Here is a 26599-nt window from a genome sequence, read left to right on the forward strand (position 1 = left end):
CCTAGATATTGTACATAGCATCAAAAATAGCCGCACTTTGAATATTGATTTTGACATTCAAAGTCTGACCAAAAACCTCAAATTCGTTTCTAAGATGAGTAAAATCTTGCTTTTCATCACTAGATACCACAGCCATCATTGTAAAGAATTCGTCCAAGACTGTTTGTGAGATATCATCAATATTTAAGCCTAATTCAGCAATTTTTGTCGCAACACCTGCAACAATTCCAGATTTATCTTTACCAACAACAGTAATAATAGCTTTCATGATTAAACTCCGTTTCTAACACAGAACAATATCCATTTCGGCCAAAAACAAAATAAAAAAGGGGAGATAGAGTAACTAAATCACTTAATAGTGAACAATTGTCCAAGTTGAACCCCTAAGAAATCTCTTAGTTGATCTTGTACCAGACTAGTATTTTTTTACCAAGTCGCTAGTTTAGAAATTGAAAGTGATAGTATATTGGCTCATAACCTCTTTATAGAATATTTTTGAAAAAATGAACATTGTTGATTTTCGTTTTCAATAGTATAGCATATTTCTTAATAAAATACTCAAAAACGCCTGCTTACGAAATTGTTCTTTAGTAAAAAACAATTTCGTAAACAAGCGTCTACCTTATCATCTTATGATGAGTGTTCCCGCTAGGACATAAGTCCTAGCGGTAGACCAGAGCTAGACTAAGAGCACAAGACCCCATCATCATAACACTCAACAAAATTGATGATTTTATACTAATTCGATGATCGCCATTGGCGCTGCATCACCACGACGTGGTTCAGTTTTAAGGATACGAGTGTATCCACCGTTACGCTCAGCATAACGAGGTGCGATTTCTGAGAACAATTTTTGAAGTGCTGTAGTAGAAGTGTACTTATCAGTTGCTTCATCATAGTTTTCAGATGCGATTTCATTACGTACGAAAGCAGCTGCTTGACGACGTGCATGCAAATCACCACGTTTACCTAGAGTAATCATTTTTTCAACAGTTTTACGGATTTCTTTAGCACGAGCTTCAGTTGTCACGATTGATTCGTTGATCAAAAGGTCAGTTGTCAAATCGCGAAGCATTGCTTTACGTTGTGAGCTAGTGCGTCCTAGTTTACGGTAAGCCATTTATTCCTCCTTTATTTATCTTTTAATCCAAGACCCAAATCAATGAGTTTGACTTTCACTTCTTCCAAACTCTTGCGTCCAAGATTTCTTACTTTCATCATCTCTGCTTCAGATTTTTCTGTCAAATCATGCACAGTGTTGATACCGGCACGTTTCAAACAGTTGTATGAACGCACAGACAAGTCAAGTTCCTCAATCGTACGTTCCAAGATACGGTCGTCCGATTCAGTATCAGCTTCTTTCATCACTTCTGCTGACTTAGCAATCTCTGTAAGATTTGTAAACAAATCAAGGTGCTCAGTCAAGATACGCGCTGAAAGCCCTAAAGCATCTTCTGGAATAATTGTTCCATTAGTCAAGATTTCAAGGGTTAATTTGTCGAAACCATCATTGCTACCTACACGAGCAGGTTCAACTTGATAGTTGACTTTTGTAACTGGTGTATAAATAGAATCTACAGCAAGTGTTCCAACTGGTGCATTATCTTTTTTATTTTCATCAGCAGGTACATATCCACGACCACTGTTAACAGTCATTGTCGCCTTTAGAGAAGAACCTTCACCGATTGTAAAGAGATAATGATCTGGATTTACAATTTCAATGTCGCTATCTGTCAAGATATCTCCAGCTGTAATTTCAGCAGGACCTTGCACATCTAGTTCAATGATCTTTTCGTCTTTAACGTAAGATTTTACTGCAATACCTTTGATGTTCAGAATGATTTGCATCACGTCTTCGCGAACACCCGGAACTGTATCAAATTCATGCAATACACCTTCGATATTGATAGATGTTACAGCAGCCCCTGGAAGAGAAGCTAGAAGTACACGACGAAGAGAGTTACCAAGTGTTGTACCGTAACCACGTTCAAGCGGTTCGATTACAAACTTGCCATAATCTTTATTTTCATCAATTTTTGTTATATTTGGTTTTTCAAACTCGATCATTTAGTTACTCCCTCTTAAACGAAAAGCAGTGTAAGGTTATGATTATACACGGCGACGTTTTGGAGGACGAGCACCATTGTGTGGCACTGGAGTCACATCACGAATTGCTGTTACTTCAAGACCAGCGGCAGCAAGAGCACGAATAGCTGACTCACGACCAGAACCTGGACCTTTAACAGTAACTTCAACTGACTTAAGACCGTGTTCTTGTGCAGATTTAGCAGCAGCTTCAGAAGCCATTTGAGCAGCAAATGGTGTAGATTTACGAGAACCTTTGAAACCAAGAGCACCAGCTGATGACCAAGCAATTGCATTACCATGCACATCAGTAATCATAACAATAGTGTTATTAAATGTAGCGTGAATATGAGCAATACCAGATTCGATATTCTTTTTCACACGACGTTTACGTGTTGGTTTAGCCAAGACTTTTACCTCCTATATTATTTTTTCTTACCAGCAATCGCAACAGCTTTACCTTTACGAGTGCGAGCGTTGTTTTTAGTGTTTTGTCCACGGACAGGAAGTCCACGACGGTGACGGATACCACGGTATGAACCGATTTCCATCAAACGTTTGATGTTCAAGTTAACTTCACGACGAAGGTCACCTTCAACTTTGATTGCATCCACTTCACGACGGATAGCATCTTCTTGATCTGGTGTAAGATCGCGAACACGTACATCTTCTGAAATTCCAGCAGCTGCCAAGATTTTCTTAGATGTTGGAAGTCCGATACCGTACACATAAGTCAATGAAATTACTACGCGTTTGTCATTTGGAATGTCAACTCCAGCAATACGAGCCATGTTTTCTCCTTTCTATCTTATCCTTGACGTTGTTTGTGTTTTGGATTTGCTGGGCAAATTACCATAACACGACCATTACGACGAATAACTTTACAGTATTCGCAAATTGGTTTGACCGATGGTCTTACTTTCATTTCTTATCCCTCCAAGTTTTTCGATTATTTAAAGCGGTAAGTGATACGTCCACGTGTCAAGTCATATGGACTCATTTCGACAGTAACACGATCTCCCGCTAAAATACGAATATAGTTTTTACGAATTTTACCAGAAACTGTTGCTAAAATCTGATGTCCATTTTCAAGTTCAACCGTAAACATTGCATTCGGCATAGTATCAACTACTTTACCTTCAACTTCAATCACATCGTCTTTTGCCACGCAAAAGTACCTCCATAAATTTCGATTTGATGCCTCTAGACACAGAGACAACAATTATAAGTCAGACTAACTCAGTATAACATTTGTAGAGACATTTTGCAAGCATGAAAAACGCTTTTATTTCAATTTTGTCAATACTTTTTCGATATCTGCAAATACATCATTGATATCTTGATTACCTTCGATATCATGTACCAAACCTTTAGCACGATAGTGAGCAATAATCGGTTCACCTTGGGCAATATTGACATCCAAACGACGTTTTACTGTTTCTGGTTTGTCATCTTCACGTTGATAGTAGTCTTCTTCTTTGTAATCAACTGGTGGATTGAAAACTTTGTGGAAAGTTTCGCCAGTTTCACGGTGAATGATACGACCACTCAAACGTTCGAGTAGGCATGATGGATCTACTTCAATATTGATTACACCCTCAAGTTCAAGACCAAGGTCTACCAAAATTTGATCCAAAGCGTGGGCTTGTTCAATGGTACGAGGGAAACCGTCTAAGAGGAATCCTTTTTCCTTAATGTCACCTTGAGCCAAACGTTCTTTAACGATTCCGTTTGTAACTTCATCTGGAACTAACTCACCCTTATCAATGTATGACTTGGCTAGAACACCCATTTCAGTTTGGTTAGCCATCGCAGCACGGAACATATCTCCTGTTGAGATATGAGCTACATGAAATTGTTCCACAATTCTAGCTGCTTGTGTTCCCTTACCTGCACCAGGTAATCCCATAATCAAAAGATTCATGATTCAAACTCCTTTTTTGTTTTTAAATAGAAGCAAAAATTCATTTCAACTCCTATTTAAGAACAAAATAGAAGAGAGGAGTAAAAAATCTGACAAGGTCTTTGATTTTTACACTCCACTCTCTGAGCAATAGTGAATTTTATTTTCTATTACAATTATTCTGTTGTATTCATAAAACCAACATATTTACGTTTCAATAGATAACCTTCCAATTGTTTGATTCCTTCAATACCTGTTGAGATAATGATCAAGAGACTGGTACCTCCAAAAGCAACGACTTCTGAAAGACCAAAGACATCCTTAGCCACAATCGGTAAAATAGAAATCACACCAAGGAAGAGTGAGCCGACTGTTGCGAGACGACGAAGAAGTTTTGACATATATTCTTCAGTCCCTTTACCAGGACGGACACCGTGAATGTAAGCACCGCTCTTTTGTAAATTCTCTGCTGCTTTCTCAGGATTAATCTGTACAAATGTATAGAAGAATGTAAAGAGGATAATCAACAGAGCGTACAAAGCGATACCTGTAGGGGCTGTTGTAGATAGTAACTCCTGAGCACTACGTACCCAGGCCCAATCAAGACCAGATGCACTTACAAATTGTAAAATTGCCGCTGGTGCTGCTGTAATTGAGCTAGCAAAGATAACTGGAATAACTCCTGCAGGGTTAATCTTCAATGGAAGATAGGAACTTGATGGTGCTCCTTGTGCTACCTTAGTATACTGAATTGGTATCTTATATTCAGCTTGTTGAACATAAGTTGTAAAGTAAACAATCAATAAGACTGCTACGATTAAGATAGCAACAAAAATGAGGGATGAAGTCAAGCGGTCGCTTGGTACGTTGACAAAATAGTCAACATAGATACCCTTGATCATATCAGGAATTGAAGCAACAATCCCCGCAAAGATAATCATGGAAACACCATTCCCATAACCCTTATCAGTAATTTGCTCTCCCAACCAAGTTACAATCATACTACCCGCTGTTAGGATTGCTCCAATCACAAGGAAAACTTGTGGTGTTAGAGGAACAGTCAAAAGTTTGGCTCCAGATAAAGCATTAAAACCAGCTGTAATTCCGATAGATTGCACGAATGCAAGAACAAGGGCAATATATCGCGTTGCCTGGTTCAACTTTCTACGACCAACTTCCCCTTGTTTGCCCCACTCTACAAACTTTGGTAATAAATCCATTTGTAAGAGTTGGACAACGATAGAAGCAGTAATGTATGGACTAACACCAAGTGCAAAAACTGAAAAGTTTTTCATGGCATTACCAGACACCAAGCTCAACATATTTAGAAAAGATAGACCACTCAAAGCATTCAAGCTGTTGGCATTGACCCATGGAACTGTAATGCTAGTCCCGATACGGAAGACCAAAACGATAAAAATTGTAAAAAGAATTTTTGATCGAACTTGCTTGACCTTGAGAGCTTCTCTCAATAATTTAAAAAACATAGGTCACCTCTCTTAGATGACTTCTACTGAACCACCTTTAGCAGTGATAGCTTCTTCAGCTGATTTAGAGAATTTAGCTGCTTTCACAGACAATTTCTTAGTCAACTCACCGTTACCAAGGATTTTGATACCTGATTTTTCAGCTTTAACAATTCCTGCTTCGATAAGAACAACTGGAGTTACTTCTGCACCATCTTCAAAGACGTTCAATTGGTCAAGGTTAACAATTGCGTATTCTTTAGCGTTGATGTTAGTGAATCCACGTTTTGGAAGACGACGGAACAATGGAGTTTGTCCACCCTCAAAACCAAGACGTACTCCACCACCGCTACGAGCTTTTTGACCTTTTTGACCACGGCCAGATGTTTTACCGTTACCTGATGAAGTACCACGACCAACACGGTTACGAGTTTTACGAGAACCTTCTGCAGGTTTCAATTCATGAAGTTTCATTATATATTTTCTCCTCTTTTGTAAAATGCTAGCGCCGATAAGAGAGAAAAGGTTGTCTCTCCTATCAACTCGCCTATACCTTTGTCATCAAAGATGACTATATCTAGTTTTAGGGGATGGTATACTGCACATCCCCTAACATTTCATTAGTTTACTTCTTCAACTGTTACCAAGTGAGATACTGCAGTGATCATACCACGGATTGCAGCGTTATCTTCTTTAATAACAGAGCTGTTCAATTTGCCAAGTCCAAGTGCTACAACAGTTTTACGTTGTGATGGAATGCGTCCGATTGGAGACTTAGTCAAAGTAATTTTAATTTGAGCCATTTTATCCCCTTTCTTATGCCAAATCAGAAACTGAAATACCACGAAGGGCAGCAACTTCTTCAGCGCGTTTCAATTGTTTCAAACCTTCAACAGTTGCGCGAACAATGTTGATTGGAGTATTTGAGCCAAGAGATTTAGATGTAACATCAGCTACACCTGCCAACTCGATAACGGCACGAACAGCACCACCAGCGGCAACTCCAGAACCTTCTACAGCAGGTTTCAACAATACTTTAGCTCCACCGAATTCTGAAATAACTTCGTGTGGGATTGTTGTTCCAACCATAGGAACTTCGATCAAGTTTTTCTTAGCATCTTCTACTGCTTTGCGGATTGCTTCTGGAACTTCTTGAGCTTTACCAGTACCAAATCCTACGCGACCGTTGTGGTCACCAACGACTACAAGAGCTGCAAAACGAAGACGACGTCCACCTTTAACAACTTTAGTAACACGGTTAACAGCAACTACGCGTTCTTCTAATTCAACTGCATTGTCTTTAAATGCCATTTTCTAGTGTCCTCCTATTAGAATTTCAATCCGTTTTCACGAGCTGCATCAGCCAAAGCTTTCACACGTCCGTGATATAGATATCCACCGCGGTCGAACACCACTTCTGAAATACCTTTAGCGTTTGCACGTTCTGCAACGAGTTTACCGACAGCAACGGCTTGTTCAGTTTTTGTTCCTTTTGAAACTTCTTTGTCAAGAGTTGAAGCACTTGCGAGCGTTACACCCGCTACGTCATCAATAACTTGAGCGTAGATGCCTGTATTAGAACGGAATACGTTCAAACGTGGGCGATCAGCAGTTCCAGAGAGTTTTCCGCGAACGCGACGGTGGCGTTTTTGGCGGAGTTTGTTTTTATCTGGTTTAGAAATCACAGTTTTCACCTCTTTAGTTTTAAATCGTGTGCTATGCACAAAGTTGGAAATGATATTGGTGGCTGAAAATCAACCACTCAATATTATTTACCTGTTTTACCTTCTTTAAGACGAACATATTCGCCAACGTAACGGATACCTTTACCTTTGTAAGGTTCTGGTGAACGAAGGCTACGTACGTAAGCAGCTGTTTGACCAACTACTTCTTTTGAAATTCCGCTAACAACGATTGTTGTTGGGTTTGGAAGTTCAAAAGTAATTCCTTCTGGAGCTTCAACTTCGTCTGGATGTGATTTACCAACAGCCAAAACAAGTTTTGATCCTTGAAGTTGTGCACGGTAACCAACCCCACGCATTTCAAGTTGTTTCTTGAATCCTTCTGATACACCAATAACCATGTTGTTCAAAAGAGCACGAGTAGTTCCGTGGATAGTTTTCATTTCTTTTGAATCGTTTGGACGGTGAAGAGTTACTTCAGTACCTTCCACACGAATTTCAATATCTTTTGAGAACTCACGAGTAAGTTCTCCTTTAGGTCCTTTTACAGTTACAACGTTGTCATTGTTAGTGATTTCAACACCAGCAGGCAACACGATAACTTTATTACCAATACGTGACATGTTTTTATTCTCCTGTTAAATTGTCAGGCCTTGTCGGCCAGTTTTCACGGGGGGTTAAATCGATTTCTAGATTTAAAGGAATATTTAGGTTTCAATTTCAAAGTGAATCTAGGCATCGTCTCGCAGATATAACTTTGGGTTAGGCAAGAGACGATAACGACGAGTCACAAAGAAATTGGGAGCTAAATATTACCAAACGTAAGCGATAACTTCTCCACCAACGTTCTTTTGGCGTGCTTCTTTATCAGTAAGCAAACCTTCAGAAGTTGAAAGGATAGCAATTCCAAGACCGTTAAGTACTTTTGGAAGGTCTTCACGTTTTTTGTAGACACGAAGTCCTGGTTTAGAAACACGTTTCAAGTTTGTGATAACTTTTTCACCGTTTGGTCCGTATTTAAGGAATACACGGATGATGCCTTGTTTGTCATCTTCGATGATTTCTACGTTCTTAACAAAACCTTCGCGTTTAAGGATTTCTGCAATCCCTTTTTTGATGTTTGATGCAGGTACTTCAAGTACTTCGTGTTTTGCTTGGTTAGCGTTACGAATACGAGTTAGGAAGTCTGCGATTGGGTCAGTCATAACCATTTTATTTTTCTCCTCTTACTAGTAGTTTGCAAGTTGCACTTGCTAGTTAATGATTGAGCTAAGCTCAGATAGTATTGACACATTCAAATAAGATAACTCTCATTTGAACACGAGCTACAACCTGGGCAAAAAAGATAGATTTGTCTTGGAGCATCGCTCCTGCACCAAATCTCCTATTTTTGCTATGGTTGTTACGCTTTTTGTATCATGATATTACCAAGATGCTTTTGTTACACCAGGGATTTGACCTTTATATGCCAATTCACGGAAGCAAACACGGCAAAGTTTAAACTTGCGGTAAACTGAGTGTGGACGTCCACAACGTTCACAGCGAGTGTATGCTTGAGTAGAGAACTTCGCTGGGCGTTTGTTCTTAGCAATCATAGATTTTTTAGCCATTAGTTATACCTCCTATATTATTTTGCAAAAGGCATTCCAAGGCCTGTAAGCAATGCACGTGACTCTTCGTCAGTGTTAGCAGTAGTTACGATAACGATGTCAAGACCACGAGTTTTGTCAACGTCATCAAAGTTGATTTCTGGGAAGATCAATTGTTCTTTCACACCAAGTGTGTAGTTTCCGCGTCCATCAAATGATTTTGTAGGAACACCGTGGAAGTCACGTACACGTGGAAGTGAAACTGAAACCAATTTGTCCAAGAATTCGTACATACGTTCACCACGAAGGGTAACTTTTGCACCGATCGCAACACCTTCACGAAGACGGAAGCCGGCGATTGATTTTTTAGCTTTAGTGATAAGTGGTTTTTGACCTGAGATAAGCGCCAATTCTTCAGCAGCTTTTTCAAGGCTTTTAGCGTTTGATACAGCTTCACCAACACCCATGTTCAAAACGATCTTATCTACTTTAGGCACAGCCATCACTGATGAGTAGTTGAATTGTTCTGTCAAAGCAGGAACTACTTCATTAAGATATTTTTCTTTTAAACGATTTGCCATTATACTTCTCCTTTCCTTCGTGATTAATCAAGCACTTCGCCTGATTTTTTGTTGTAGCGAACTTTTTTACCGTCTACAAATTTGTAACCAACACGACCAGCTACACCGTTTTTGTCCAAAACTTGAACGTTTGATACGTGGATAGCTGCTTCCTTCTCGATGATACCACCTTGAGGAAGTTCGTTAGTTGGACGTTGGTGTTTCTTAACGATGTTAACACCTTCAACGATAACTTTGTTTACTTTTGGAAGGGCAGTAAGGACAACAGCTTCTGTTCCCTTATCTTTACCAGCGATTACGCGAACTTTGTCGCCTTTTTTTACAAACATTTTTTTCTCCTTTTATTCTTACGCCCAATGGGCACCCTGGCTTAGCCAGGGGACTGTGTTTGTTTGTTTTTGCTCTGTAAAAATTAAAGCAATCCTTCGTCAGTTTCAACTCACCTAACTTAAGTTATGCTTTCGTCTTACTTCCTAGACTTGTTTTAATTTTCTTTGAGCAATCAATTAAAGTACTTCTGGAGCAAGTGACACGATCTTCATGAAGCCACCTTCACGCAATTCACGTGCAACTGGGCCAAAGATACGTGTTCCGCGAGGAGTTTTATCTTCACGGATGATAACTGCTGCGTTTTCGTCAAATTTGATGTATGAACCATCAGCACGACGAGCACCTGATTTAGTACGAACGATAACTGCTTTAACAACGTCACCTTTTTTAACCGCACCACCAGGAGTAGCTTGTTTTACAGATGCCACAATAACATCACCGATGTTCGCAAATTTACGTTTAGAACCACCAAGAACTTTGATAGTCAAGATTTCGCGTGCACCGCTGTTGTCTGCGACTTTCAAACGAGTTTCTGTTTGAATCATTTCAGTTTTCTCCTTTCAGGTTTGATTAGATGATAACCGCTTCTTCAACGACTTCTACAAGACGGAAACGTTTTGTAGCTGAAAGCGGACGAGTTTCCATGATACGTACGATATCACCTTCTTTGGCAACATTGTTTTCATCATGTGCTTTGTATTTTTTAGAGTAGTTAATACGTTTACCATAGACTGGGTGGTTACGTTTTGTTTCAACTACAACTGTGATTGTCTTGTCCATTTTGTCAGATACAACACGTCCAACAAGAACTTTACGATTATTGCGTTCCATTGAAATTTCTCCTTCCCTAGTCTATTATTTCGCTTCAGATTGAACTGTTTTGATACGAGCGATTTGTTTTTTAACTTCTTTCAAGCGAGCTGTTTGTTCTAATTGACCAGTAGCAGCTTGGAAACGAAGTTCAAACAATTCTTTTTTCAATTCGTTTTCGCGCTTCGCGAGTTCTTCTTGAGAAAGACCACGAAGTTCTTTAACAAATTCTTTTACTTCATTAAGTTTCATGCCTTCTCCTTATTCTGCTTCACGTTTTACGAATTTACATTTAACTGGCAATTTGTGGCTTGCAAGACGAAGCGCTTCGCGAGCGATCTCTTCAGATACACCTGCAACTTCAAACATTACTTTACCACGTTTAACTGGTGCTACCCAACCTTCAGGTGCCCCTTTACCAGATCCCATACGAACCCCGATAGCCTTAGCTGTGTATGATTTGTGTGGGAAGATTTTAATCCAAACTTTACCACCACGTTTCATGTAACGAGTCATGGCGATACGAGCAGCCTCGATTTGGCGGTTAGTGATCCAGTGGCTAGTTGTAGCTTGAAGACCGTATTCACCGAATGCTACTTCTTTTCCACCTTTAGCTTCACCGCGCATTTTACCACGGAATTCACGACGGTGTTTAACACGTTTAGGTACTAACATTGGTTATTTACCTCCTTTAGTGTTTTTACGAGCTGGAAGAACTTCACCACGGTAGATCCATACTTTAACACCAAGTTTACCGTATGTAGTGTCTGCTTCTTCCCAAGCATAATCGATATCTGCACGAAGTGTGTGAAGTGGAACAGTTCCTTCAGAGTATCCTTCAGCACGGGCGATATCTGCACCGTTCAAACGACCTGATACTTGAGTTTTGATTCCTTTAGCTCCAGCACGCATTGCACGTTGGATTGCTTGTTTTTGTGCACGACGGAAAGCAACACGTTGCTCCAATTGACGAGCAATTCCTTCACCAACAAGGTGAGCATCCAAATCAGGTTGTTTGATTTCGATGATGTTGATGTGTACTTGTTTTCCAGTCAATTTGTTAAGTTTAGCACGAAGTGCATCAACGTTAGCACCACCTTTACCGATAACCATACCTGGTTTAGCAGTGTGAAGTGAAACGTTAACTTTGTTTACTGCGCGTTCGATTTCAATAGTTGAAACAGCTGCGTCAGCAAGTTCTTTTTGAACGAATTTACGGATTGCAAGATCTTCATGAAGGTAATCCGCGTATTCTTTTTCAGCATACCATTTGGCATCCCAATCACGGATGATGCCGACACGCATACCAATTGGATGTACTTTTTGACCCACGATTTTACCTCCTTATTTTTCTGCAACAGCCACAGTGATGTGAGCTGTACGTTTGTTGATTGGTGAAGCTGAACCTTTCGCACGTGGACGGAAACGTTTCATAGTTGGTCCTTCATTTGCGAATGCTTCAGATACTACCAAGTTAGCTTTATCCAAACCAAGGTTGTTTTCAGCGTTAGCTACAGCTGAGTTCAAAACTTTCAAGATGATCTCAGCAGCTTTGTTTGGAGTGAATGTCAAGATTGCAATAGCATCGGCTACGCTTTTACCACGAATGTTGTCAAGAACAAGACGTGATTTACGAGGTGAAACACGTACTGTACGAGCCATTGCTTTAGCTGAAGTAATTTCTGCCATTTATGTTCTCCTTATTTTCTACGTGTTTTCTTGTCGTCTGCAGCGTGACCTTTGTAAGTACGAGTTGGTGCAAATTCACCAAGTTTGTGACCTACCATGTCTTCTTGGATGTAAACAGGTACATGTTTACGTCCATCATAAACTGCGATAGTGTAACCAATGAAACTTGGGAAGATCGTTGAACGACGTGACCAAGTTTTGATAACTTTTTTCTTTTCGTCGTTAGCTTGAGCTTCAACTTTTTTCATCAAATGCTCATCGACGAAAGGTCCTTTTTTAAGACTGCGTCCCATTTTTATATTTTCTCCTTTAAATGTTGTACCACAGCGGCTTGCGCTCACAAGGAGCGCTACCGAGCTGGCGGAATTTCCTAGTTGCTTAAGCGACTAGTTTTAAATTATTTCTCGTTGCGACGACGAACGATAAGTTTGTCAGATTTCGCTTTCTTGTTACGAGTTTTAAGACCAAGAGCAGGTTTGCCCCATGGAGTAGATGGCGCTTTACGACCAACTGGTGCTTTACCTTCACCACCACCGTGTGGGTGATCGTTAGGGTTCATTACAGAACCACGAACTGTTGGGCGGATACCTTTCCAACGGCTACGTCCTGCTTTACCAAGGTTTACAAGTCCATGTTGTTCGTTTCCGACAACACCAACTGTAGCACGACAAGTTCCAAGAATCATACGAACTTCGCCTGATTGAAGACGAACAAGAACGTATTTACCTTCTTGTCCCAATACTTGAGCAGAAGCTCCAGCAGCACGGACCAATTCACCACCACGACCTGGTTTCAACTCAATGTTGTGAACCAAAGTACCAACTGGGATGTTAGCAAGTGGAAGAGCGTTACCTACTTTGATATCTGCTTCAGGACCTGAAACGATACGTTGTCCAACTTCAAGACCTTTTGGAGCGATGATGTATGCTTTCACACCGTCAGTGTAGTGTACAAGAGCGATGTTTGCAGAACGGTTTGGATCGTACTCGATAGTTTTAACAACTGCTTCAACGTTATCTTTGTTACGTTTAAAGTCAACCAAACGGTAGAAACGTTTGTGTCCACCACCTTGGTGACGAACTGTGATACGACCGTTGTTGTTACGACCAGCCTTGTTCTTCAAAGCAACAAGCAAAGTTTTTTCTGGTGTGCTTGTTGTGATTTCAGCGAAATCCAAAGAAGTCATATTACGGCGACCGTTTGTTGTTGGTTTATAAACACGAATTCCCACGATATTTCCTCCTTAGATTATTCAGCTTCAGCAGCAAACAACTCGATTGCTTTTGAATCAGCTGTAAGTGTGATGATAGCTTTTTTAGTTTTGTTAGTAAAACCAGTGTAACGTCCAACACGTTTAGCTTTAGGTTTTACGTTGATTGTGTTAACATTTGCAACTTTAACACCTTCGAAAGCAGCTTCAACAGCTTGCTTGATCAAAAGTTTGTGCGCACGAGTGTCAACTTCAAATACATATTTGCCTGCTTCAAGTTGAGCCATTGAGCTTTCAGTGATAACAGGTTTTTTGATAACATCATACAAATTCATTATGCAAGAACCTCCTCGATTTTAGAGATAGCTGCTTGAGTAACAAGAAGTTTGTCACTATTTGCGATGTCAAGAACACTTGCAGTTGTAGCAGTCGCAACTTTCACGTTTGGAAGGTTACGAGCTGAAAGAGCTGCGAATTCGTTTCCTTCTTCAAGAATAACAAGGACTTTAGAATCGATGCTCAAAGCTGCAAGAACTTTTGCAAATTCAGCAGTTTTTGGAGCTGTAAATTCAAGAGAATCAACGGCTACAAATTTGTTTTCAGCAACTTTTTCTGAGTAAACAGATTTTAGTGCAAGGCGACGAACTTTTTGAGGAAGTTTGTACGCATAGCTACGTGGAGTTGGTCCGAAGACGATTCCACCACCACGCCATTGTGGAGAGCGGATAGAACCTTGACGAGCACGTCCAGTTCCCTTTTGACGCCATGGTTTGCGTCCGCCACCTGAAACGGCTGAACGATTTTTAACAGCGTGAGTTCCTTGACGAAGGCTAGCACGTTGGCTGATGATGACATCAAACACAACAGATTGGTTTGGTTCGATACCAAAGATTGCATCGTTAAGAACAACTTCGCCCGCTTGTTTACCAGTTTGGTCGAATAATGTTATATTTGCCATTTTGACTGTATTCCCCTTTCCTTATTATTTACCAGCTTTAACTGCTGATTTGATAGTGATAAGAGATTTCTTAGCACCTGGTACGTTACCTTTGATAAGGATAACGTTCTTTTCTGGAACAACTTGTACAACTTCAAGGTTTTGAATTGTTACACGGTCGCCACCCATACGTCCTGCAAGGTTTTTACCTTTGAATACGCGGTTAGGTGCAACAGGTCCCATAGAACCTGGACGACGGTGGTAACGAGAACCGTGAGCCATAGGTCCACGTGATTGTCCGTGGCGTTTGATAACACCTTGGAAACCTTTACCTTTAGAAGTACCAGTTACGTCAACAACATCTCCAGCTGCGAAAGTTTCAACTGTGATTTCAGCACCAACTTCCAAGCCTTCAACGTTTTTGAATTCACGAATGAAGCGCTTAGGAGCCGTGTTAGCTTTTGCTACATGTCCTTTAGCAGGTTTGTTGCTCAATACTTCGCGTTTGTCATCAAAACCAACTTGGATAGCGTTGTATCCGTCTGTTTCAACAGTTTTAACTTGAAGAACAACGTTTGGAGTTGCTTCAATAACTGTTACAGGGATCAATTCGCCAGCTTCAGTGAAGATTTGAGTCATTCCCACTTTTTTCCCTAAGATTCCTTTTGTCATGAGAAAATAGTTCCTTTTCTATATTTTTTATTCAAAAAGTTTTTAACGAGCGTTTTTTATGCTCAAGTCTAAGATACAAAGGGCGTCAAACTCAAAGTGAAAATAGGAAACTGACGCAGTGTCTTGCAGACACTAGGAAGTTTATCTTTTTCACACCGAGTTTAGCCCGTGTTCAATTCAATTGAAACACCAGCTTCTGCTCTTTTATATTTTAGATTAAAGTTTGATTTCTACGTTTACACCACTTGGAAGATCCAATTTCATCAAAGCGTCAACTGTTTTTTGAGTTGGGTTAACGATATCGATCAAACGTTTGTGTGTACGCATTTCAAATTGTTCGCGAGAGTCTTTGTATTTGTGAGTCGCACGAATGATTGTGTAGAGGCTACGCTCAGTTGGAAGTGGGATTGGACCCGCAACTTGTGCACCTGTACGAGTAGCTGATTCTACGATTTTTGCAGCCGCTGTGTCAAGCGTACGGTGTTCGTAAGCTTTCAAACGGATACGGATTTTTTTGTTTGCCATCTTTTTCTCCTTTTCGTCTATTTAAGATAATAGGCTAGCTCCACAAGAAAACCGACGCGCGTTGCGTGGCAATGCAACCGAGCGTGTCGCAACCTCTTGCATCAAAGCTAAAGCTGTAATTTACAGCACCATAATAGAATAACACAAATCCCCTGCGATTGCAAGGGATTTGACAGGATTTTTTAAATTTTTCGAATGAAACTGTTTTCTTTTTATGAATGGCGAAATTCCCCCTCTGCTTGGAAGTGAATTTACAGTTTTTCTTCTATACATAGTGTCAATATTTGATGATAAATTGATCCCCTGATTGATCCACCAAGATATCTGCCATTGACTCGGTTGTTTTATAGTATCGTAGATACTGCTCTCGTCTCATCTGCTGACTAGCCAATATAAATTTTGTATCCCGATTTCTCACAGTCGTATCTCGAGCTAGACGTCTCTTTAATTCTGTCTCTTCATCCGTGTAGAAACAAACAGTTTTATCAAAGAGTTCCTTTGGTAGAAAACCCACAGACATCCCTTCGACTATCAGAATTGGTTTTGCTCCCGATAAGATCTCACTAGCCTTCCAAGGTTCTTCTATTGTCAAGACATCCATACCCGCCTGCAAAGCGAGGATATCTCTTTGTAAACTTGCCAGCTCATGCGCTACTGGTAAACATGCTGTCACCTTTTGGTCCGGTGTCTCTTTAGGTACCACTAAATGTCGTTCCGAAGTAATATAGGGATCTGTTTCTAGTAAATTTACCTTTTGGGAATCAAGTTCTTGGTACAATTCTTGAGCAAAAGTTGATTTTCCTGAGGCTCCATGGCCGTAGATACCTAGCGTTTTTACTTTTCCAGACTCTATTTCTGATACTAGTCTTTCTACTAACTCTTTTTTCTTCATTCTCTCTTCACCTGTTCATAGCTTTCTTTTCCATCATTAAGCTTGTCCCAAATAACTACTTTTCCACTTTGCAGAGATTTTTGCACATCTATAATCCGCTGATTAGAAGAGCCTCGGAACTGGAGCATGAGATTGCGCTTGCTTTTATCATAACGACCATCGACCAGGATATCAATCAACGACAAGAGTTCCAGTTTGTCTGGAGCCTCCAGCATCATTTCTTCCCAAGTGTAGCCCGTCCAGGACCAGATATCTTTTTCTGGCAATTCCTTACGAATGCGTTTTACGAGAGGTAAGATTATACCTGTATTGAGGAAAGGCTCTCCTCCTAATAAAGTCAATCCTTGAACATAGGGTTGGGCCAGATCTGCCATGATTTGTTCTTCTAACTCTGGCGTATACGGGATACCAGCATTGAAAGACCAGGTCGCAACATTATAACAGCCCTCGCAGTGAAACATACAACCTGCTACATAGAGAGAATTGCGTACCCCCTCTCCATCGACAAAGTTAAAAGCCTTATAGTCAATGATACGCCCTTGACTGAGTTCTTCACTCTTCCACTCTCCTGGTTTTGGTGTATTCCATGTCATCCTTCTACTCCAACTCTATCCAATAGCGCTCCGTTCCATTTCGAACATCCTCATAGACACCGCCGTTAGCTAAGATAACAGCTCGGCTGGCAGGATTTTCCGTGCTACAAGTCACAAGCGCTCGTTTGATATTCTTTTCCTTAGCAATTTGTAGACCTTGTCGGAGGGACTCTTTGGCGTAGCCCTTGCCTCTTTCAGACGGTCGGATGGAATAGCCAATATGGCCAGCATGATTCAGCAATCCCTCATTTAGTCTCAGCCGTAGATTCAAAAAACCTAGAGCATAGCCTGATTTATCAAACAATACGAACTGAATTGATGGAACGCGATTTTCCAGCAATCCTATTCCCATTTCTTTATTTCGGCTAGTTTCTAGCCAGTCCTCGTAAGAGAAATTCTCAATATCCCAAAATCCGCCATTGTGGGTCGATTGGGTCTCTTCAAACTCCTCTATCATATCTAGAACAGCTTCCTTATCCGCCAATGTCGGCCTGCGTAATATCATCTTTACCTCCAACTAAGAGAAAAGCGAGAGCGGACTCTCACTTTTTCTTATTCTTATTTAAAAATTGCTCTCTTAGGCTAGCCACTCGGTCTTTTTTATTACCTCCACCTTTTGAATGTTTCTCGTGGAACCGTTGAACCAAGGCCTTCCCCTTATCGTCTAATTGATATTTTCCCATTCTATTTCTTTCTAACTTCTTACTTCATGTCCTGCTGTTTTGATAGTAGAACCGTTCATGTGTTTGACACGCGCAGCAATTTCCTTGTGGCGTCCATTAACCATCGGACGCGCTTGTGGATTCCCAAGATAACCACAGGTCCGTTTAACCACGTCTACTGTTTTAGGATCGTTATTTCCACAGTTAGGACAAGCAAACCCTCTCTCTGTCGGCTCAAAATCTCCTTCAAAATCACACTTGTAACAGCGGTCAATTGGAGTATTGGTTCCGAGATAACCTACACGGTCATAAGCATAATCCCAAACAGCTTCCAAGGCCTTTGGATTTTGTTGAAGAACTGGATACTCACAGTAGTGGATGAAGCCACCTGATGCACCCGCTTCTGGATAAACCTTTTCAAAATCTAGTTTTTCAAAAGGAGTTGGATTTTTACGCACATCATAATGGAAGGAATTTGTGTAGTATTCTTTATCAGTAATGTCTGGAATAGAGCCGAATTTCTCCGTATCCAAACGACAGAAACGGTCCGTTAAACTTTCAGATGGTGTTGAATAAATAGAGAAGTGATACCCATATTGGTCTGACCACTCTTCCACTCGATGTTTCATATCTCGAATGATATCAAGGGTGAATTCTTTAGCTTCCGGATTGGTTTCCCAATTGTTGCCAAAGAATACTGTCGCTACTTCATAAAGTCCAATGTAGCCAAGCGAAACAGTAGCACGACGGTTCTTAAAGAGCTCGTCAACACTTTCTTCTTTACCAAGACGACGTCCGAAGGCACCATATTGATAAAGAATTGGTGCATTAGCTGGAGTGGCTTCCTTGGTTCTTTCCACACGATAAACTAGAGCATCTTCAGCAATATTCATGCGCTCATTGAAAATTTCCCAGAACTTATTCAAGTCGCCTTCTGATTCGAGGGCAATACGAGGAAGATTGACCGTCACCACCCCTAGATTCATACGGCCAGAGTTAACTTCAACTCCATTTTCATCCTTCCATCCTTGAAGGAATGAACGACATCCCATCGGAACCTTGAAGGAACCTGTCAATTCGATAATCTTATCGTAAGACAAGACATCTGGGTACATCCGTTTAGTTGCGCATTCGAGCGCCAACTGCTTGATGTCGTAGTTAGGTGAACCTTCCTCCAGATTAAGTCCTCTTTTTAGCGTAAAGATGAGTTTAGGGAAGATGGCTGTACGGTGTTCTGAACCAAGCCCCTTGATTCGAATGTTCAAGATAGCCTTTTGAATTTCGCGTTCAAAACGATTGGTTCCTAGACCAAAACCAAGAGAAGTAAAGGGTGTTTGCCCATTTGATGTAAAGAGGGTATTAATCTCGTACTCTAGAGATTGCATGGCATCGTAGATGTCTTTTTGGGTTTTCTTCCAGGCGTACTCCTCACGCTTGTCAGGTAGTACCCATTCCTCTGCATCTTTGAGGTGTTTTTGGTAATTTTTTTCTGCATAAGGAGCCAAAACTTCATCAATACGGTCTGCTGAACAGCCTCCATACTGACTTGATGCAACGTTGGCGATGATTTGTGAAATCTGCGCTGTCGCAGTTTGGATAGACTTGGGGCTCTCTACCTCAGCATTCCCAATCTTAAAACCATTTTTCAACATGCCCTTGAAATCAATCAGACAGCAGTTGGTCATCGGGGTGTAAGGGCTATAGTCCAAATCGTGATAGTGGATATCCCCTTTTTGGTGGGCATTAGCCACATGCTTAGGAAGCATTTGAAGACCGATTGATTTCCCAACAATCCCCGCCGTCAAATCACGCTGGGTATTAAAAACATCACTATCTTTATTAGCATTCTCATTGACAACTGCCTGGTCTTTGTTGAGAAGTTTATGGATACTGAAATTGATATCTGTTGCTTTTGAACGCTCAAAATCCCTTTGAGTTCGATAAGTGATATATTCCTCTGCCAAGGCATATTCTTTAGCTTCCAATAACTCATGTTCTACGATGTTTTGGATTTCATAAATTTTTACACCTTGAGGAAAGCGACTATGAATCTCTTCTACAATACGTTCAATTAGAGTATTAAGACGCTTTTCTACCAAGGGGGTTACATCCATGACTTTTTCTGCAGCCTTGTGTAAGGCTTTATCAATCTTATCTACATCAAAAATGACGCGTCTACCGTCACGCTTTTCAACAAATAAGGTTGGATCAGGGTTTGTTTTCTCTTCCAATACAATCATATCCAGGCTCTTTTCTAAAAATAGTATCTAAAAAGTATTATATCACTAAAAAAATAAAAATCAATATCTAGTGTAAAAATTCCTATTTTCATAAAATTTACACTAGATATTGATTATTTTATTTTAATTTGTAAAGTTTAAAGTCTTTGAATTCACTTTGAACTGGTTGGTAGCTTTCTGCTAGAAGCTGTTCCACTTCCGTCCAGAGAGCTGTTTTGGTATTGACCACAATCACTTTAGGCTGATTATCGCGTAAATCATTGACAAGTTTGCTACGATTTGCATCAAGGCCAGTATATAATTTTGGTGATAGCAACTGACTAGCTGCTAAACGTTCACTAGTCTTATAACCATTAGCAAGATCATCCCATATATAAATACGATCGGTTGCCTGCGTTTGTCCTTTAACCATAGTTTCCATACGAGCACGTTCTTGATATTGTTCTGAGTGAAGAACATAACGGGCTACCAGAGGAGCCAAAAATAGGTAGGCCAAAGCTAAAACTGGCAAATAGACATTACCCTGAAGAAATACTGCCAATATTGAGGGTACTTCTCGATGTTTTCTACGACGATTAGCTCCTTCTAATTTCCCAGTTCGAATATGAGTCAATAAAAGAATGGACAAGAAAGGAAGAAACTCAGCTAGACGACTTCCATGGATCGGTTCGGTAGAGAAAATTTCTAAACAAACTAACAATAGGATTGCTACTGAAGCAAAAATGGATAAGACGTATTGCTTGGTTGGTTTAGACTGGAAGAGTCCTGTAAATACGAGCCTTAATCCTCCAAGACCAATTGTTAACAATCCATAAAAAAGGAGGTTGTCCAGTAAGGCTGGATTGGACATAAATTTCAAACTATCTACTGGATAGAGGATCTGACTGATAGCGTTCCCAAAACTCCCATTATAAGCCGTATAGTAACCAATTGGATAAAAGAAGAGCGAGAATCCAAGACCAGCTGCAAAGAATTGATAGAGCCCATGAACAAAGCGACCACGCCCAATATTAAAGGCTAACAAAGCAAAGAATAAGACTAGAGCATATAAAGTTGTGACGAGAGGGGCGAAGAAAAATGCTAGAGCCAGGCTAATCCCAATACGCACGAAACCTTTGTCATGATTATACTCTACCAAATACCTAGTTACTAAACTGAGAGCGTAAAACAGGAATGGAAGGGCCAAAATAGTGGCATAGCCACCGCCAAAGCTAAGTCCTCCAGCAAGAAGATAAAAGATGGTCAACACTTGTTGCGACTGCTTGTTCTCCTCCGTCAAGGTATAAGTTGAACGGAAAAGAAAAATCCCAGCACCCACTAGAGCAAGCCAAGTAAAGGCGGCAAACAAAATACTACCCTTGCTTAGATACTGTAAAAAGTAATAGAGAAGACCACTCGTTCCAAAATAGTCTGTGTAGATATCTCCCCCCTGGTGCATAGCCCATCCGATATAAAAATCTTGTGCCTGCTCTGGGCTAGTTAGTCCTAGCAAGAAAGGAAGAACTACAGATACAAGTACAACTAGAGTGCTCCAGATTAGGATCTTAAATAATGGTAAGGGAGCAAATGAACTTGGTTCATCCTCGAAACGCTCCTCTCTCCCAACTAAATCATCCTGAATTCCCGTCCAAGATGGAGTTGGTTCCTCTTCTAATCTGCCATATACGTTCATTCATTCTCTCCTATGTTTTAATTTGTTCTAGTATATCAAAAAGTCTAAATCTTGTCAGCCTGTGGTGGCCATTTGTCTAACTTTTGACAGAGACTAGCGAAGCGTTCAATCTCATAAAAACGATGATAGGAAGCATTTTTATAGTGGTCTAAAAAATTTTTTTCTTCTACCGTCAGCATGGTCATTCCTCCTTTTCTCTTTATTCGAAAATGGAGGACGATTCTATCAAAAAAGCTGAATTCCCAAAAGAGAATTCAGCACTTTATCTTTAGTCAGCCTTTTTTTCTAAATTTTTTGAAATGCTTCGATTTTTACCTTCCAGATACACCATAAGAATGGAGATATCTGCTGGGTTAACCCCAGAAATACGACTAGCTTGACCGATAGTTTCCGGATTGATGAGTTTGAACTTCTGGCGAGCCTCAGTCGCGATGGAATCAATGTCATCCCAGTCGATGTTGGCTGGAATACGTTTTTCTTCCATGCGTTTCATCTTGGCAACCTGATCCATGGCTTTTGAGATGTAGCCTTCGTACTTGATTTCTGTTTCAATCAATTCGATAATCTTGTCATCTAACTCTTCAGCAGCAGGTCCAATAAAGGCTACCACATCTTGGTAAGAGACTTCTGGACGACGGAGGAACTCCTTGGCAGTGACTGCATCTGTCAATGGTTTGAAGCCCATTGCTTCAACCTTAGCATTGGTTTCCTCGACTGGCTTGAGTTTGATGCTATCCAAACGCTTCATCTCATTGTCAAATTGATTTTTCTTAATTTCAAAACGAGCCCAACGTTCATCATCTACAAGACCAATCTCGCGTCCCATCTCAGTCAAGCGCATATCGGCATTATCATGACGGAGAATGAGGCGATATTCAGCACGACTGGTCAAGAGACGGTAAGGTTCAATGGTTCCCTTGGTCACCAAGTCATCAATCATAACCCCGATATAACCGTCACTGCGCTTCAAAATTAACTCAGGCTTACCTTGGATTTTCAGAGCCGCATTGATACCTGCGATAATCCCTTGGCCTGCTGCCTCTTCGTAACCAGATGTACCATTTGTCTGGCCAGCTGTGAAAAGCCCTGAGATTTTCTTGGTTTCCAGAGTCGCACGCAACTGGTGTGGTAAGACCATATCATACTCAATGGCATAACCAGTTCGCATCATTTCTGCATTTTCCAAACCTTTGATAGAATGCACCAGCTCACGCTGGACATCCTCAGGCAGACTGGTTGAGAGGCCTTGCACATAGACTTCCTCTGTATTGCGCCCTTCTGGCTCAAGGAAGAGTTGGTGGCGTTCCTTGTCTGCAAAGCGCACAATCTTGTCCTCGATTGACGGACAGTAACGAGGCCCTACTCCCTTGACCACACCTGTAAACATAGGCGCACGGTGGAGGTTGTTTTGGATAATCTCATGGCTGGTACCATTGGTATAGGTCAACCAGCATGGCACTTGGTCCTTGACATAGTCCTCATCACGTGAAGTGTATGAGAAGTGATTTGGCGCTTCGTCTCCTGGCTGAATCTCTGTCACATCGTAGTTGATAGAGGAAGCCTTGACACGTGGAGGCGTCCCTGTCTTGAAACGACCGATTTCGAGCCCCAGTTCCTTGAGATTGTCAGCAAGGTTAATAGAAGCTAGGCTGTGGTTAGGACCTGACGAGTACTTGAGGTCTCCGATGATGATTTCCCCACGGAGGGCTGTCCCTGTCGTCACGATAACGGCCTTGGCAGCGTACTCTTGATGGGTCGCTGTACGCACACCGACAACCTTGCCATCTTCTACTAAAATCTCATCAATCATGGTCTGGCGAAGAGTGAGATTTTCTTGATTTTCAACCGTTTTGCGCATTTCCTTAGAGTAAAGCTCCTTGTCAGCCTGCGCACGAAGAGCTCGAACTGCTGGACCTTTCCCAGTGTTAAGCATCTTCATCTGGATATAAGTCTTGTCAATGGTCTTAGCCATTTCTCCACCGAGAGCGTCGACTTCACGCACAACAATTCCCTTGGCAGAACCACCGATAGAGGGATTACATGGCATGAAAGCCAACATTTCAATGTTGATGGTCGCAAGCAAGACCTTGCAGCCCATACGGCTAGCTGCTAGAGATGCTTCTACCCCAGCGTGTCCCGCACCGATAACTATAATATCGTATTCTTCAGTAAAATTATAAGTCATTTCTTAACCTTTCAAAAATTTCTCGTAAATAAGGAACTAACTTCTCCTCCTCTAGAGCTTGAGCCATAGTAACCCATTTAAAGTGCGTATGCTCTTCAGGATCTAATCTGATAATTGGCTTCTCCCCAACCCACTCTGCTTTATAAACTAAGCGAGTAAAGACAGTATCCTTAGTGGTATCCAGTTGACTATCTTCGTGAAGAAGTTTGAGCGAACTGCTGTCTAGCCTAACTCCCGCTTCTTCAACACATTCTCTAAGAGCTCCATCTCGCGGAAGTTCACCCTTTTCAACCCCGCCACCAGGAATATCCCAGTAAGTTGGATAAACGTTGGGTTGTCCTCTTTTAATTTCCGAACGCTGAATGAGCAAATAATCACCACCACTATGAACAAGCACATGGGCAATAAGCTTAACCATCATTTTCTTTCCTATTCTTCAAGATGAATGTGTCTTAGTTGGCCGTTCCAAGCTGGCAAAGCTGTTTTTAAAAAGGCTGGAACCAGCTGGATATTCTGGAGTTTATCCAAATCAATCCACTCACAGGGCTGCGTTTTTTCATCTTCCTGCATGGTCAACGGTGCATCCTCAAGTAAGTCCACCAGATAATGAAACTCGATATTGTGATAATAGACACCGTCTTGTTCAAAACGATTTTCAACTACAAAAGCTAGTTGCCCAGCTTGAGCTTTGACACCCAGTTCTTCCCTCACTTCACGCACTACCGCGTCTTCCGTTCTCTCATTGACTTGAATCGCACCACCAATAGTGTAATACTTGCCCTTGTCTTGGGTAACTAGAAGCTTGTGATTTTGGACAATCAAGGCTGTCGCCCGAACTCCAAAAACCGTATGTTCTACTTTTGTCCGAAAGTCTTGTTGAATCATCTTTTTTCCTTTCCTCTAAACGACACAAAAACAGTCAAAACTCCAAAGAAGTGCAGGACAAAAAAGCCTGCAACATCCATGAGCTTTGACCATCATTTCTATTGCTTTTATTATTGTAGCAAATTGAGAAAATTTGTCAATCTAAATGTACTATGATTGGCGAATTGCTTCAAAAGCTCCTTTGTCAATCTCAACTGGGTCAGAAAAGGCATCCAGAACAATCCCTCTCACAGGAAGACTCTCCATCCCTTCCGCAGCAAACAAACAGTCCGTAAGAGGCAATTGCAACCAAGAAAATCGGTCATAATAGTCCTTGGGGATGTCCTGAATTTCTAAGAAGCAAGGATAAAAGTAGTCATCTCCCTTTTGCAGAATATCCGGTTTTAGGCGAGCACCTTCTTGTTCGTCACTCTCACCCATCAGATAAGGATTGAAGGGAACCCAGACTCTAGCTTGCTTCAATTCCTTAAACAAGGCCTCTATCGACTCTGTCGTTTTCTCCCTCAAATACTCTTTTTTATAGTCCGAGAGAGTCATTGACTTCTCTTTTTTAGCCGTTTTTTTCTTAAAAAACTGAAACATTCTCATTCCTCTTAGAAACTCTTAAATGTACTGACAAACCTTGCCATCACGGTAAGCATTATCAATCAAACCACCACCGAGACACTCTTCACCGTCGTAAAAGACAACTGCCTGTCCTGGTGTAATGGCTCGCTGTGGCTCCGCAAAGATGACTTCTGCCTTGTCTCCTTTGACATGAACAGTCACCTTGGAGTCAGGCTGACGGTAGCGGAATTTAGCTGTGCATTCTAGCGTAAATTCCTCTGGCATATCACGAGTAAAGTGGACCTGACTGGCTTCTAAGCTAGTTGACATAAGCGAATCATGGTAAAAACCTTGACCTACATAGAGAATGTTCTGGCTCAAATCTTTGCCGACAACAAACCAAGGAGCATTATCACCGCCGTGTTGCCCACCGATACCGAGCCCGCCACGCTGACCGATCGTATAGTACATTAGACCAGCATGCTCACCCATATCGCGTCCATCCACAGTCATCATACGCCCAGGTTGAGCTGGTAAGTAGTTGCTGAGAAATTCTTTAAAGTTCTTTTCTCCGATAAAGCAAATCCCTGTCGAATCTTTCTTCTTAGCAGTCGCAAGGCCTGCTTCTTCTGCCAGTCTGCGAACTTCAGGCTTTTCCAAATGTCCCAATGGGAACATGGTCTTTTGTAATTGTTCTTGTGAAAGTTGGCTGAGGAAATAGGTCTGATCCTTGCCATTGTCCACGCCACGAAGCATGTGAACAATGCCATCCTCATCACGCGACACACGGGCATAGTGCCCAGTCGCTACATAGTCTGCTCCCAAGGTCATGGCATAGTCCAAAAAGGCCTTAAACTTGATTTCCTTGTTACACATAACGTCTGGATTTGGTGTGCGTCCTGCACGGTATTCCGCTAGGAAGTACTCAAAAACGCGGTCCCAGTACTCTTTTTCAAAATTGACAGAGTAGTAAGGAATGCCAAGTTGGTCTGCCACTGCAGCCACATCCTTGTAATCTTCGGTCGCCGTACAGACGCCGTTTTCATCTGTGTCATCCCAGTTCTTCATGAAGATACCGATCACATCGTAGCCCTGCTCCTTGAGCAAGAGAGCCGTCACCGACGAATCAACACCACCACTCATCCCCACGACAACACGTATTTTAGAGTTATCACTCATGGTAGTTCTCCCATCTATTCGTTTATTCACGATTGAAGGTCGTGTTTGCTATCACGATTGAAGGTCGTTTGAGCAGTTTTCATTATAACATGCTTAGATAGAGAAGACAAGGAAGATGCTGACAAACCTAGCCACCTCTTTTATAAATACATGAAGATAGGATACAAAAGAAATCAATTCATCCCTAAATCTCTATTCTCTTTAAAAACTTATTTTTAAAATCAACTAAAAATGATATACTTTAATAAGGAGGAATGCGCACATGA

The 26599-nt window shown here is 41.2% G+C and carries 42 protein-coding genes; all 42 read right to left on the reverse strand.

All coding sequences use genetic code 11. From position 1 onward, the window contains the following. Position 1: 1 nt before the first annotated feature. The 42 genes from ADF68_RS04765 to mnmA all read right to left on the reverse strand — a co-directional run bounded on the left by ADF68_RS04765 (position 2) and on the right by mnmA (position 26333). Complete coding sequence (locus ADF68_RS04765) at positions 2-268, reverse strand: ACT domain-containing protein (protein WP_000644115.1); 267 nt, start codon at positions 266-268, stop codon at positions 2-4. Between the two features lie 465 nt (positions 269-733). Next, on the reverse strand, positions 734-1120 hold the full coding sequence (rplQ, locus tag ADF68_RS04770) for a 50S ribosomal protein L17 (RefSeq protein ID WP_000331493.1): 387 nt from the start codon (positions 1118-1120) through the stop codon (positions 734-736). 11 nt (positions 1121-1131) lie between these two features. Then, a complete protein-coding gene (locus tag ADF68_RS04775; protein ID WP_000568996.1) occupies positions 1132-2067 on the reverse strand; it encodes a DNA-directed RNA polymerase subunit alpha in 936 nt (311 codons plus the stop codon). A 42-nt stretch (positions 2068-2109) separates the two neighbouring features. Next, the gene (rpsK, locus tag ADF68_RS04780) at positions 2110-2493 is read right to left on the reverse strand and encodes a 30S ribosomal protein S11 (protein WP_001118385.1); all 384 of its coding nucleotides are present in this window, start codon (positions 2491-2493) and stop codon (positions 2110-2112) included. 17 nt (positions 2494-2510) lie between these two features. Beyond that, positions 2511-2876 carry a 30S ribosomal protein S13 gene (gene rpsM, locus ADF68_RS04785; RefSeq protein ID WP_000090783.1) on the reverse strand — a complete coding sequence of 122 codons (366 nt, stop codon included), beginning with the start codon at positions 2874-2876 and terminating at the stop codon, positions 2511-2513. Positions 2877-2893: 17 nt separating this feature from the next. After that, a complete protein-coding gene (rpmJ, locus tag ADF68_RS04790; RefSeq protein WP_001808836.1) occupies positions 2894-3010 on the reverse strand; it encodes a 50S ribosomal protein L36 in 117 nt (38 codons plus the stop codon). Between the two features lie 24 nt (positions 3011-3034). After that, entirely contained in the window at positions 3035-3253 is a 219-nt protein-coding gene (infA, locus tag ADF68_RS04795; protein WP_001029883.1) for a translation initiation factor IF-1, read from the reverse strand. Between the two features lie 117 nt (positions 3254-3370). Further along, positions 3371-4009 carry an adenylate kinase gene (locus tag ADF68_RS04800; protein ID WP_049548845.1) on the reverse strand — a complete coding sequence of 213 codons (639 nt, stop codon included), beginning with the start codon at positions 4007-4009 and terminating at the stop codon, positions 3371-3373. Between the two features lie 155 nt (positions 4010-4164). After that, positions 4165-5475 (reverse strand): preprotein translocase subunit SecY, encoded by a 1311-nt coding sequence (gene secY / locus ADF68_RS04805; RefSeq protein ID WP_049548846.1) that lies wholly within the window; start codon positions 5473-5475, stop codon positions 4165-4167. 12 nt (positions 5476-5487) lie between these two features. After that, positions 5488-5928, reverse strand: coding sequence for a 50S ribosomal protein L15 (gene rplO, locus ADF68_RS04810; protein ID WP_000766078.1), 441 nt, complete (start codon positions 5926-5928; stop codon positions 5488-5490). Between the two features lie 146 nt (positions 5929-6074). Further along, positions 6075-6257: a 50S ribosomal protein L30 gene (gene rpmD, locus ADF68_RS04815; protein ID WP_000057241.1), complete on the reverse strand. Its 183-nt coding sequence runs from the start codon at positions 6255-6257 to the stop codon at positions 6075-6077. 13 nt (positions 6258-6270) lie between these two features. Next, positions 6271-6765 (reverse strand): 30S ribosomal protein S5, encoded by a 495-nt coding sequence (rpsE, locus tag ADF68_RS04820; RefSeq protein ID WP_000874203.1) that lies wholly within the window; start codon positions 6763-6765, stop codon positions 6271-6273. Positions 6766-6782: 17 nt separating this feature from the next. Further along, positions 6783-7139 carry a 50S ribosomal protein L18 gene (gene rplR, locus ADF68_RS04825; RefSeq protein ID WP_000624044.1) on the reverse strand — a complete coding sequence of 119 codons (357 nt, stop codon included), beginning with the start codon at positions 7137-7139 and terminating at the stop codon, positions 6783-6785. An 83-nt stretch (positions 7140-7222) separates the two neighbouring features. After that, on the reverse strand, positions 7223-7759 hold the full coding sequence (rplF, locus tag ADF68_RS04830) for a 50S ribosomal protein L6 (protein ID WP_000086625.1): 537 nt from the start codon (positions 7757-7759) through the stop codon (positions 7223-7225). A gap of 189 nt (positions 7760-7948) precedes the next feature. Beyond that, complete coding sequence (rpsH, locus tag ADF68_RS04835; RefSeq protein ID WP_000245504.1) at positions 7949-8347, reverse strand: 30S ribosomal protein S8; 399 nt, start codon at positions 8345-8347, stop codon at positions 7949-7951. Between the two features lie 213 nt (positions 8348-8560). Continuing rightward, entirely contained in the window at positions 8561-8746 is a 186-nt protein-coding gene (locus ADF68_RS04840) for a type Z 30S ribosomal protein S14 (protein WP_001085699.1), read from the reverse strand. 17 nt (positions 8747-8763) lie between these two features. Next, positions 8764-9306 carry a 50S ribosomal protein L5 gene (gene rplE / locus ADF68_RS04845; protein WP_000013542.1) on the reverse strand — a complete coding sequence of 181 codons (543 nt, stop codon included), beginning with the start codon at positions 9304-9306 and terminating at the stop codon, positions 8764-8766. A 23-nt stretch (positions 9307-9329) separates the two neighbouring features. Beyond that, positions 9330-9635 (reverse strand): 50S ribosomal protein L24, encoded by a 306-nt coding sequence (gene rplX / locus ADF68_RS04850; RefSeq protein WP_000497691.1) that lies wholly within the window; start codon positions 9633-9635, stop codon positions 9330-9332. A 177-nt stretch (positions 9636-9812) separates the two neighbouring features. Then, positions 9813-10181 (reverse strand): 50S ribosomal protein L14, encoded by a 369-nt coding sequence (gene rplN / locus ADF68_RS04855; protein ID WP_000616548.1) that lies wholly within the window; start codon positions 10179-10181, stop codon positions 9813-9815. Between the two features lie 25 nt (positions 10182-10206). Next, on the reverse strand, positions 10207-10467 hold the full coding sequence (gene rpsQ, locus ADF68_RS04860; protein WP_000440801.1) for a 30S ribosomal protein S17: 261 nt from the start codon (positions 10465-10467) through the stop codon (positions 10207-10209). A 24-nt stretch (positions 10468-10491) separates the two neighbouring features. Continuing rightward, positions 10492-10698, reverse strand: coding sequence for a 50S ribosomal protein L29 (gene rpmC, locus ADF68_RS04865; protein WP_000772918.1), 207 nt, complete (start codon positions 10696-10698; stop codon positions 10492-10494). Positions 10699-10707: 9 nt separating this feature from the next. Further along, entirely contained in the window at positions 10708-11121 is a 414-nt protein-coding gene (gene rplP / locus ADF68_RS04870) for a 50S ribosomal protein L16 (RefSeq protein ID WP_000960948.1), read from the reverse strand. Between the two features lie 3 nt (positions 11122-11124). Beyond that, on the reverse strand, positions 11125-11778 hold the full coding sequence (gene rpsC, locus ADF68_RS04875) for a 30S ribosomal protein S3 (RefSeq protein WP_000529936.1): 654 nt from the start codon (positions 11776-11778) through the stop codon (positions 11125-11127). Between the two features lie 12 nt (positions 11779-11790). Then, the gene (rplV, locus tag ADF68_RS04880; RefSeq protein ID WP_049548847.1) at positions 11791-12135 is read right to left on the reverse strand and encodes a 50S ribosomal protein L22; all 345 of its coding nucleotides are present in this window, start codon (positions 12133-12135) and stop codon (positions 11791-11793) included. A gap of 11 nt (positions 12136-12146) precedes the next feature. Then, a complete protein-coding gene (gene rpsS / locus ADF68_RS04885; RefSeq protein ID WP_000533766.1) occupies positions 12147-12428 on the reverse strand; it encodes a 30S ribosomal protein S19 in 282 nt (93 codons plus the stop codon). A gap of 104 nt (positions 12429-12532) precedes the next feature. Beyond that, positions 12533-13366, reverse strand: coding sequence for a 50S ribosomal protein L2 (rplB, locus tag ADF68_RS04890; RefSeq protein ID WP_000512914.1), 834 nt, complete (start codon positions 13364-13366; stop codon positions 12533-12535). A 17-nt stretch (positions 13367-13383) separates the two neighbouring features. After that, positions 13384-13680 (reverse strand): 50S ribosomal protein L23, encoded by a 297-nt coding sequence (locus tag ADF68_RS04895; RefSeq protein WP_001055347.1) that lies wholly within the window; start codon positions 13678-13680, stop codon positions 13384-13386. Next, on the reverse strand, positions 13680-14303 hold the full coding sequence (gene rplD / locus ADF68_RS04900; RefSeq protein ID WP_049548848.1) for a 50S ribosomal protein L4: 624 nt from the start codon (positions 14301-14303) through the stop codon (positions 13680-13682). The genes ADF68_RS04895 and rplD overlap by 1 nt, the downstream gene beginning before the upstream one ends. A 24-nt stretch (positions 14304-14327) precedes the next feature. Further along, positions 14328-14954: a 50S ribosomal protein L3 gene (gene rplC / locus ADF68_RS04905; RefSeq protein ID WP_000160197.1), complete on the reverse strand. Its 627-nt coding sequence runs from the start codon at positions 14952-14954 to the stop codon at positions 14328-14330. A gap of 216 nt (positions 14955-15170) precedes the next feature. Beyond that, complete coding sequence (gene rpsJ / locus ADF68_RS04910) at positions 15171-15479, reverse strand: 30S ribosomal protein S10 (protein ID WP_001284513.1); 309 nt, start codon at positions 15477-15479, stop codon at positions 15171-15173. Positions 15480-15756: 277 nt separating this feature from the next. Beyond that, positions 15757-16371 carry a uridine kinase family protein gene (locus tag ADF68_RS04915; RefSeq protein ID WP_049548849.1) on the reverse strand — a complete coding sequence of 205 codons (615 nt, stop codon included), beginning with the start codon at positions 16369-16371 and terminating at the stop codon, positions 15757-15759. Continuing rightward, entirely contained in the window at positions 16368-16964 is a 597-nt protein-coding gene (nrdG, locus tag ADF68_RS04920; protein ID WP_049548850.1) for an anaerobic ribonucleoside-triphosphate reductase activating protein, read from the reverse strand. The genes ADF68_RS04915 and nrdG overlap by 4 nt, the downstream gene beginning before the upstream one ends. Positions 16965-16968: 4 nt before the next feature. Beyond that, complete coding sequence (locus ADF68_RS04925; RefSeq protein ID WP_049548851.1) at positions 16969-17469, reverse strand: GNAT family N-acetyltransferase; 501 nt, start codon at positions 17467-17469, stop codon at positions 16969-16971. Between the two features lie 37 nt (positions 17470-17506). Further along, positions 17507-17647 (reverse strand): hypothetical protein, encoded by a 141-nt coding sequence (locus tag ADF68_RS11210; RefSeq protein ID WP_000521609.1) that lies wholly within the window; start codon positions 17645-17647, stop codon positions 17507-17509. Positions 17648-17658: 11 nt separating this feature from the next. Beyond that, positions 17659-19866 (reverse strand): anaerobic ribonucleoside-triphosphate reductase, encoded by a 2208-nt coding sequence (gene nrdD / locus ADF68_RS04935; RefSeq protein WP_049548852.1) that lies wholly within the window; start codon positions 19864-19866, stop codon positions 17659-17661. A gap of 118 nt (positions 19867-19984) precedes the next feature. Beyond that, positions 19985-21538: a damage-inducible protein CinA gene (locus ADF68_RS04940; protein WP_049548853.1), complete on the reverse strand. Its 1554-nt coding sequence runs from the start codon at positions 21536-21538 to the stop codon at positions 19985-19987. 44 nt (positions 21539-21582) lie between these two features. Further along, complete coding sequence (locus ADF68_RS11580) at positions 21583-21717, reverse strand: hypothetical protein (protein WP_261674327.1); 135 nt, start codon at positions 21715-21717, stop codon at positions 21583-21585. Between the two features lie 89 nt (positions 21718-21806). After that, positions 21807-23723 carry a tRNA uridine-5-carboxymethylaminomethyl(34) synthesis enzyme MnmG gene (mnmG, locus tag ADF68_RS04945; protein ID WP_049548854.1) on the reverse strand — a complete coding sequence of 639 codons (1917 nt, stop codon included), beginning with the start codon at positions 23721-23723 and terminating at the stop codon, positions 21807-21809. Then, on the reverse strand, positions 23713-24144 hold the full coding sequence (locus ADF68_RS04950) for an NUDIX hydrolase (RefSeq protein ID WP_049548855.1): 432 nt from the start codon (positions 24142-24144) through the stop codon (positions 23713-23715). The genes mnmG and ADF68_RS04950 overlap by 11 nt, the downstream gene beginning before the upstream one ends. Before the next feature lie 8 nt (positions 24145-24152). Continuing rightward, positions 24153-24608 (reverse strand): NUDIX hydrolase, encoded by a 456-nt coding sequence (locus ADF68_RS04955; protein ID WP_049548856.1) that lies wholly within the window; start codon positions 24606-24608, stop codon positions 24153-24155. Between the two features lie 150 nt (positions 24609-24758). Next, positions 24759-25190 (reverse strand): SseB family protein, encoded by a 432-nt coding sequence (locus tag ADF68_RS04960; protein WP_049548857.1) that lies wholly within the window; start codon positions 25188-25190, stop codon positions 24759-24761. 21 nt (positions 25191-25211) lie between these two features. Further along, positions 25212-26333 (reverse strand): tRNA 2-thiouridine(34) synthase MnmA, encoded by a 1122-nt coding sequence (gene mnmA, locus ADF68_RS04965; RefSeq protein WP_049548858.1) that lies wholly within the window; start codon positions 26331-26333, stop codon positions 25212-25214. Positions 26334-26599: the final 266 nt, after the last annotated feature.

Source organism: Streptococcus pseudopneumoniae (assembly GCF_001068775.1).
In the GTDB taxonomy this organism is placed as follows: Bacteria; Bacillota; Bacilli; order Lactobacillales; family Streptococcaceae; genus Streptococcus; species Streptococcus pseudopneumoniae_N.

Bases quoted from the DNA above. Each gene is read 5' to 3' on its own strand.
- rplF (WP_000086625.1), bottom strand. From the start codon at position 7,759: ATGTCACGTATTGGTAATAAAGTTATCGTGTTGCCTGCTGGTGTTGAA.
- ADF68_RS04915 (WP_049548849.1), bottom strand. From the start codon at position 16,371: ATGAAGAAAAAAGAGTTAGTAGAAAGACTAGTATCAGAAATAGAGTCT.
- rplP (WP_000960948.1), bottom strand. From the start codon at position 11,121: ATGTTAGTACCTAAACGTGTTAAACACCGTCGTGAATTCCGTGGTAAA.
- ADF68_RS11580 (WP_261674327.1), bottom strand. From the start codon at position 21,717: ATGCTGACGGTAGAAGAAAAAAATTTTTTAGACCACTATAAAAATGCT.
- rpsS (WP_000533766.1), bottom strand. From the start codon at position 12,428: ATGGGACGCAGTCTTAAAAAAGGACCTTTCGTCGATGAGCATTTGATG.
- nrdG (WP_049548850.1), bottom strand. From the start codon at position 16,964: ATGACATGGAATACACCAAAACCAGGAGAGTGGAAGAGTGAAGAACTC.
- rpsQ (WP_000440801.1), bottom strand. From the start codon at position 10,467: ATGGAACGCAATAATCGTAAAGTTCTTGTTGGACGTGTTGTATCTGAC.
- rplD (WP_049548848.1), bottom strand. From the start codon at position 14,303: ATGGCAAATATAACATTATTCGACCAAACTGGTAAACAAGCGGGCGAA.
- rplC (WP_000160197.1), bottom strand. From the start codon at position 14,954: ATGACAAAAGGAATCTTAGGGAAAAAAGTGGGAATGACTCAAATCTTC.
- rplE (WP_000013542.1), bottom strand. From the start codon at position 9,306: ATGGCAAATCGTTTAAAAGAAAAATATCTTAATGAAGTAGTTCCTGCT.
- ADF68_RS04895 (WP_001055347.1), bottom strand. From the start codon at position 13,680: ATGAATTTGTATGATGTTATCAAAAAACCTGTTATCACTGAAAGCTCA.
- rplV (WP_049548847.1), bottom strand. From the start codon at position 12,135: ATGGCAGAAATTACTTCAGCTAAAGCAATGGCTCGTACAGTACGTGTT.
- ADF68_RS04840 (WP_001085699.1), bottom strand. From the start codon at position 8,746: ATGGCTAAAAAATCTATGATTGCTAAGAACAAACGCCCAGCGAAGTTC.
- rpsH (WP_000245504.1), bottom strand. From the start codon at position 8,347: ATGGTTATGACTGACCCAATCGCAGACTTCCTAACTCGTATTCGTAAC.
- mnmG (WP_049548854.1), bottom strand. From the start codon at position 23,723: ATGACTTATAATTTTACTGAAGAATACGATATTATAGTTATCGGTGCG.
- ADF68_RS04925 (WP_049548851.1), bottom strand. From the start codon at position 17,469: ATGATATTACGCAGGCCGACATTGGCGGATAAGGAAGCTGTTCTAGAT.
- rpsJ (WP_001284513.1), bottom strand. From the start codon at position 15,479: ATGGCAAACAAAAAAATCCGTATCCGTTTGAAAGCTTACGAACACCGT.
- rpmD (WP_000057241.1), bottom strand. From the start codon at position 6,257: ATGGCTCAAATTAAAATTACTTTGACTAAGTCTCCAATCGGACGCATT.
- ADF68_RS04950 (WP_049548855.1), bottom strand. From the start codon at position 24,144: ATGATGGTTAAGCTTATTGCCCATGTGCTTGTTCATAGTGGTGGTGAT.
- ADF68_RS04940 (WP_049548853.1), bottom strand. From the start codon at position 21,538: ATGAACGTATATGGCAGATTAGAAGAGGAACCAACTCCATCTTGGACG.
- ADF68_RS04775 (WP_000568996.1), bottom strand. From the start codon at position 2,067: ATGATCGAGTTTGAAAAACCAAATATAACAAAAATTGATGAAAATAAA.
- ADF68_RS04765 (WP_000644115.1), bottom strand. From the start codon at position 268: ATGAAAGCTATTATTACTGTTGTTGGTAAAGATAAATCTGGAATTGTT.
- rpsM (WP_000090783.1), bottom strand. From the start codon at position 2,876: ATGGCTCGTATTGCTGGAGTTGACATTCCAAATGACAAACGCGTAGTA.
- ADF68_RS04800 (WP_049548845.1), bottom strand. From the start codon at position 4,009: ATGAATCTTTTGATTATGGGATTACCTGGTGCAGGTAAGGGAACACAA.
- rpmJ (WP_001808836.1), bottom strand. From the start codon at position 3,010: ATGAAAGTAAGACCATCGGTCAAACCAATTTGCGAATACTGTAAAGTT.
- nrdD (WP_049548852.1), bottom strand. From the start codon at position 19,866: ATGATTGTATTGGAAGAGAAAACAAACCCTGATCCAACCTTATTTGTT.
- ADF68_RS04955 (WP_049548856.1), bottom strand. From the start codon at position 24,608: ATGATTCAACAAGACTTTCGGACAAAAGTAGAACATACGGTTTTTGGA.
- ADF68_RS11210 (WP_000521609.1), bottom strand. From the start codon at position 17,647: ATGGGAAAATATCAATTAGACGATAAGGGGAAGGCCTTGGTTCAACGG.
- ADF68_RS04960 (WP_049548857.1), bottom strand. From the start codon at position 25,190: ATGTTTCAGTTTTTTAAGAAAAAAACGGCTAAAAAAGAGAAGTCAATG.
- rplX (WP_000497691.1), bottom strand. From the start codon at position 9,635: ATGTTTGTAAAAAAAGGCGACAAAGTTCGCGTAATCGCTGGTAAAGAT.
- secY (WP_049548846.1), bottom strand. From the start codon at position 5,475: ATGTTTTTTAAATTATTGAGAGAAGCTCTCAAGGTCAAGCAAGTTCGA.
- rplO (WP_000766078.1), bottom strand. From the start codon at position 5,928: ATGAAACTTCATGAATTGAAACCTGCAGAAGGTTCTCGTAAAACTCGT.
- rplN (WP_000616548.1), bottom strand. From the start codon at position 10,181: ATGATTCAAACAGAAACTCGTTTGAAAGTCGCAGACAACAGCGGTGCA.
- rpsE (WP_000874203.1), bottom strand. From the start codon at position 6,765: ATGGCATTTAAAGACAATGCAGTTGAATTAGAAGAACGCGTAGTTGCT.
- mnmA (WP_049548858.1), bottom strand. From the start codon at position 26,333: ATGAGTGATAACTCTAAAATACGTGTTGTCGTGGGGATGAGTGGTGGT.
- rpmC (WP_000772918.1), bottom strand. From the start codon at position 10,698: ATGAAACTTAATGAAGTAAAAGAATTTGTTAAAGAACTTCGTGGTCTT.
- rplQ (WP_000331493.1), bottom strand. From the start codon at position 1,120: ATGGCTTACCGTAAACTAGGACGCACTAGCTCACAACGTAAAGCAATG.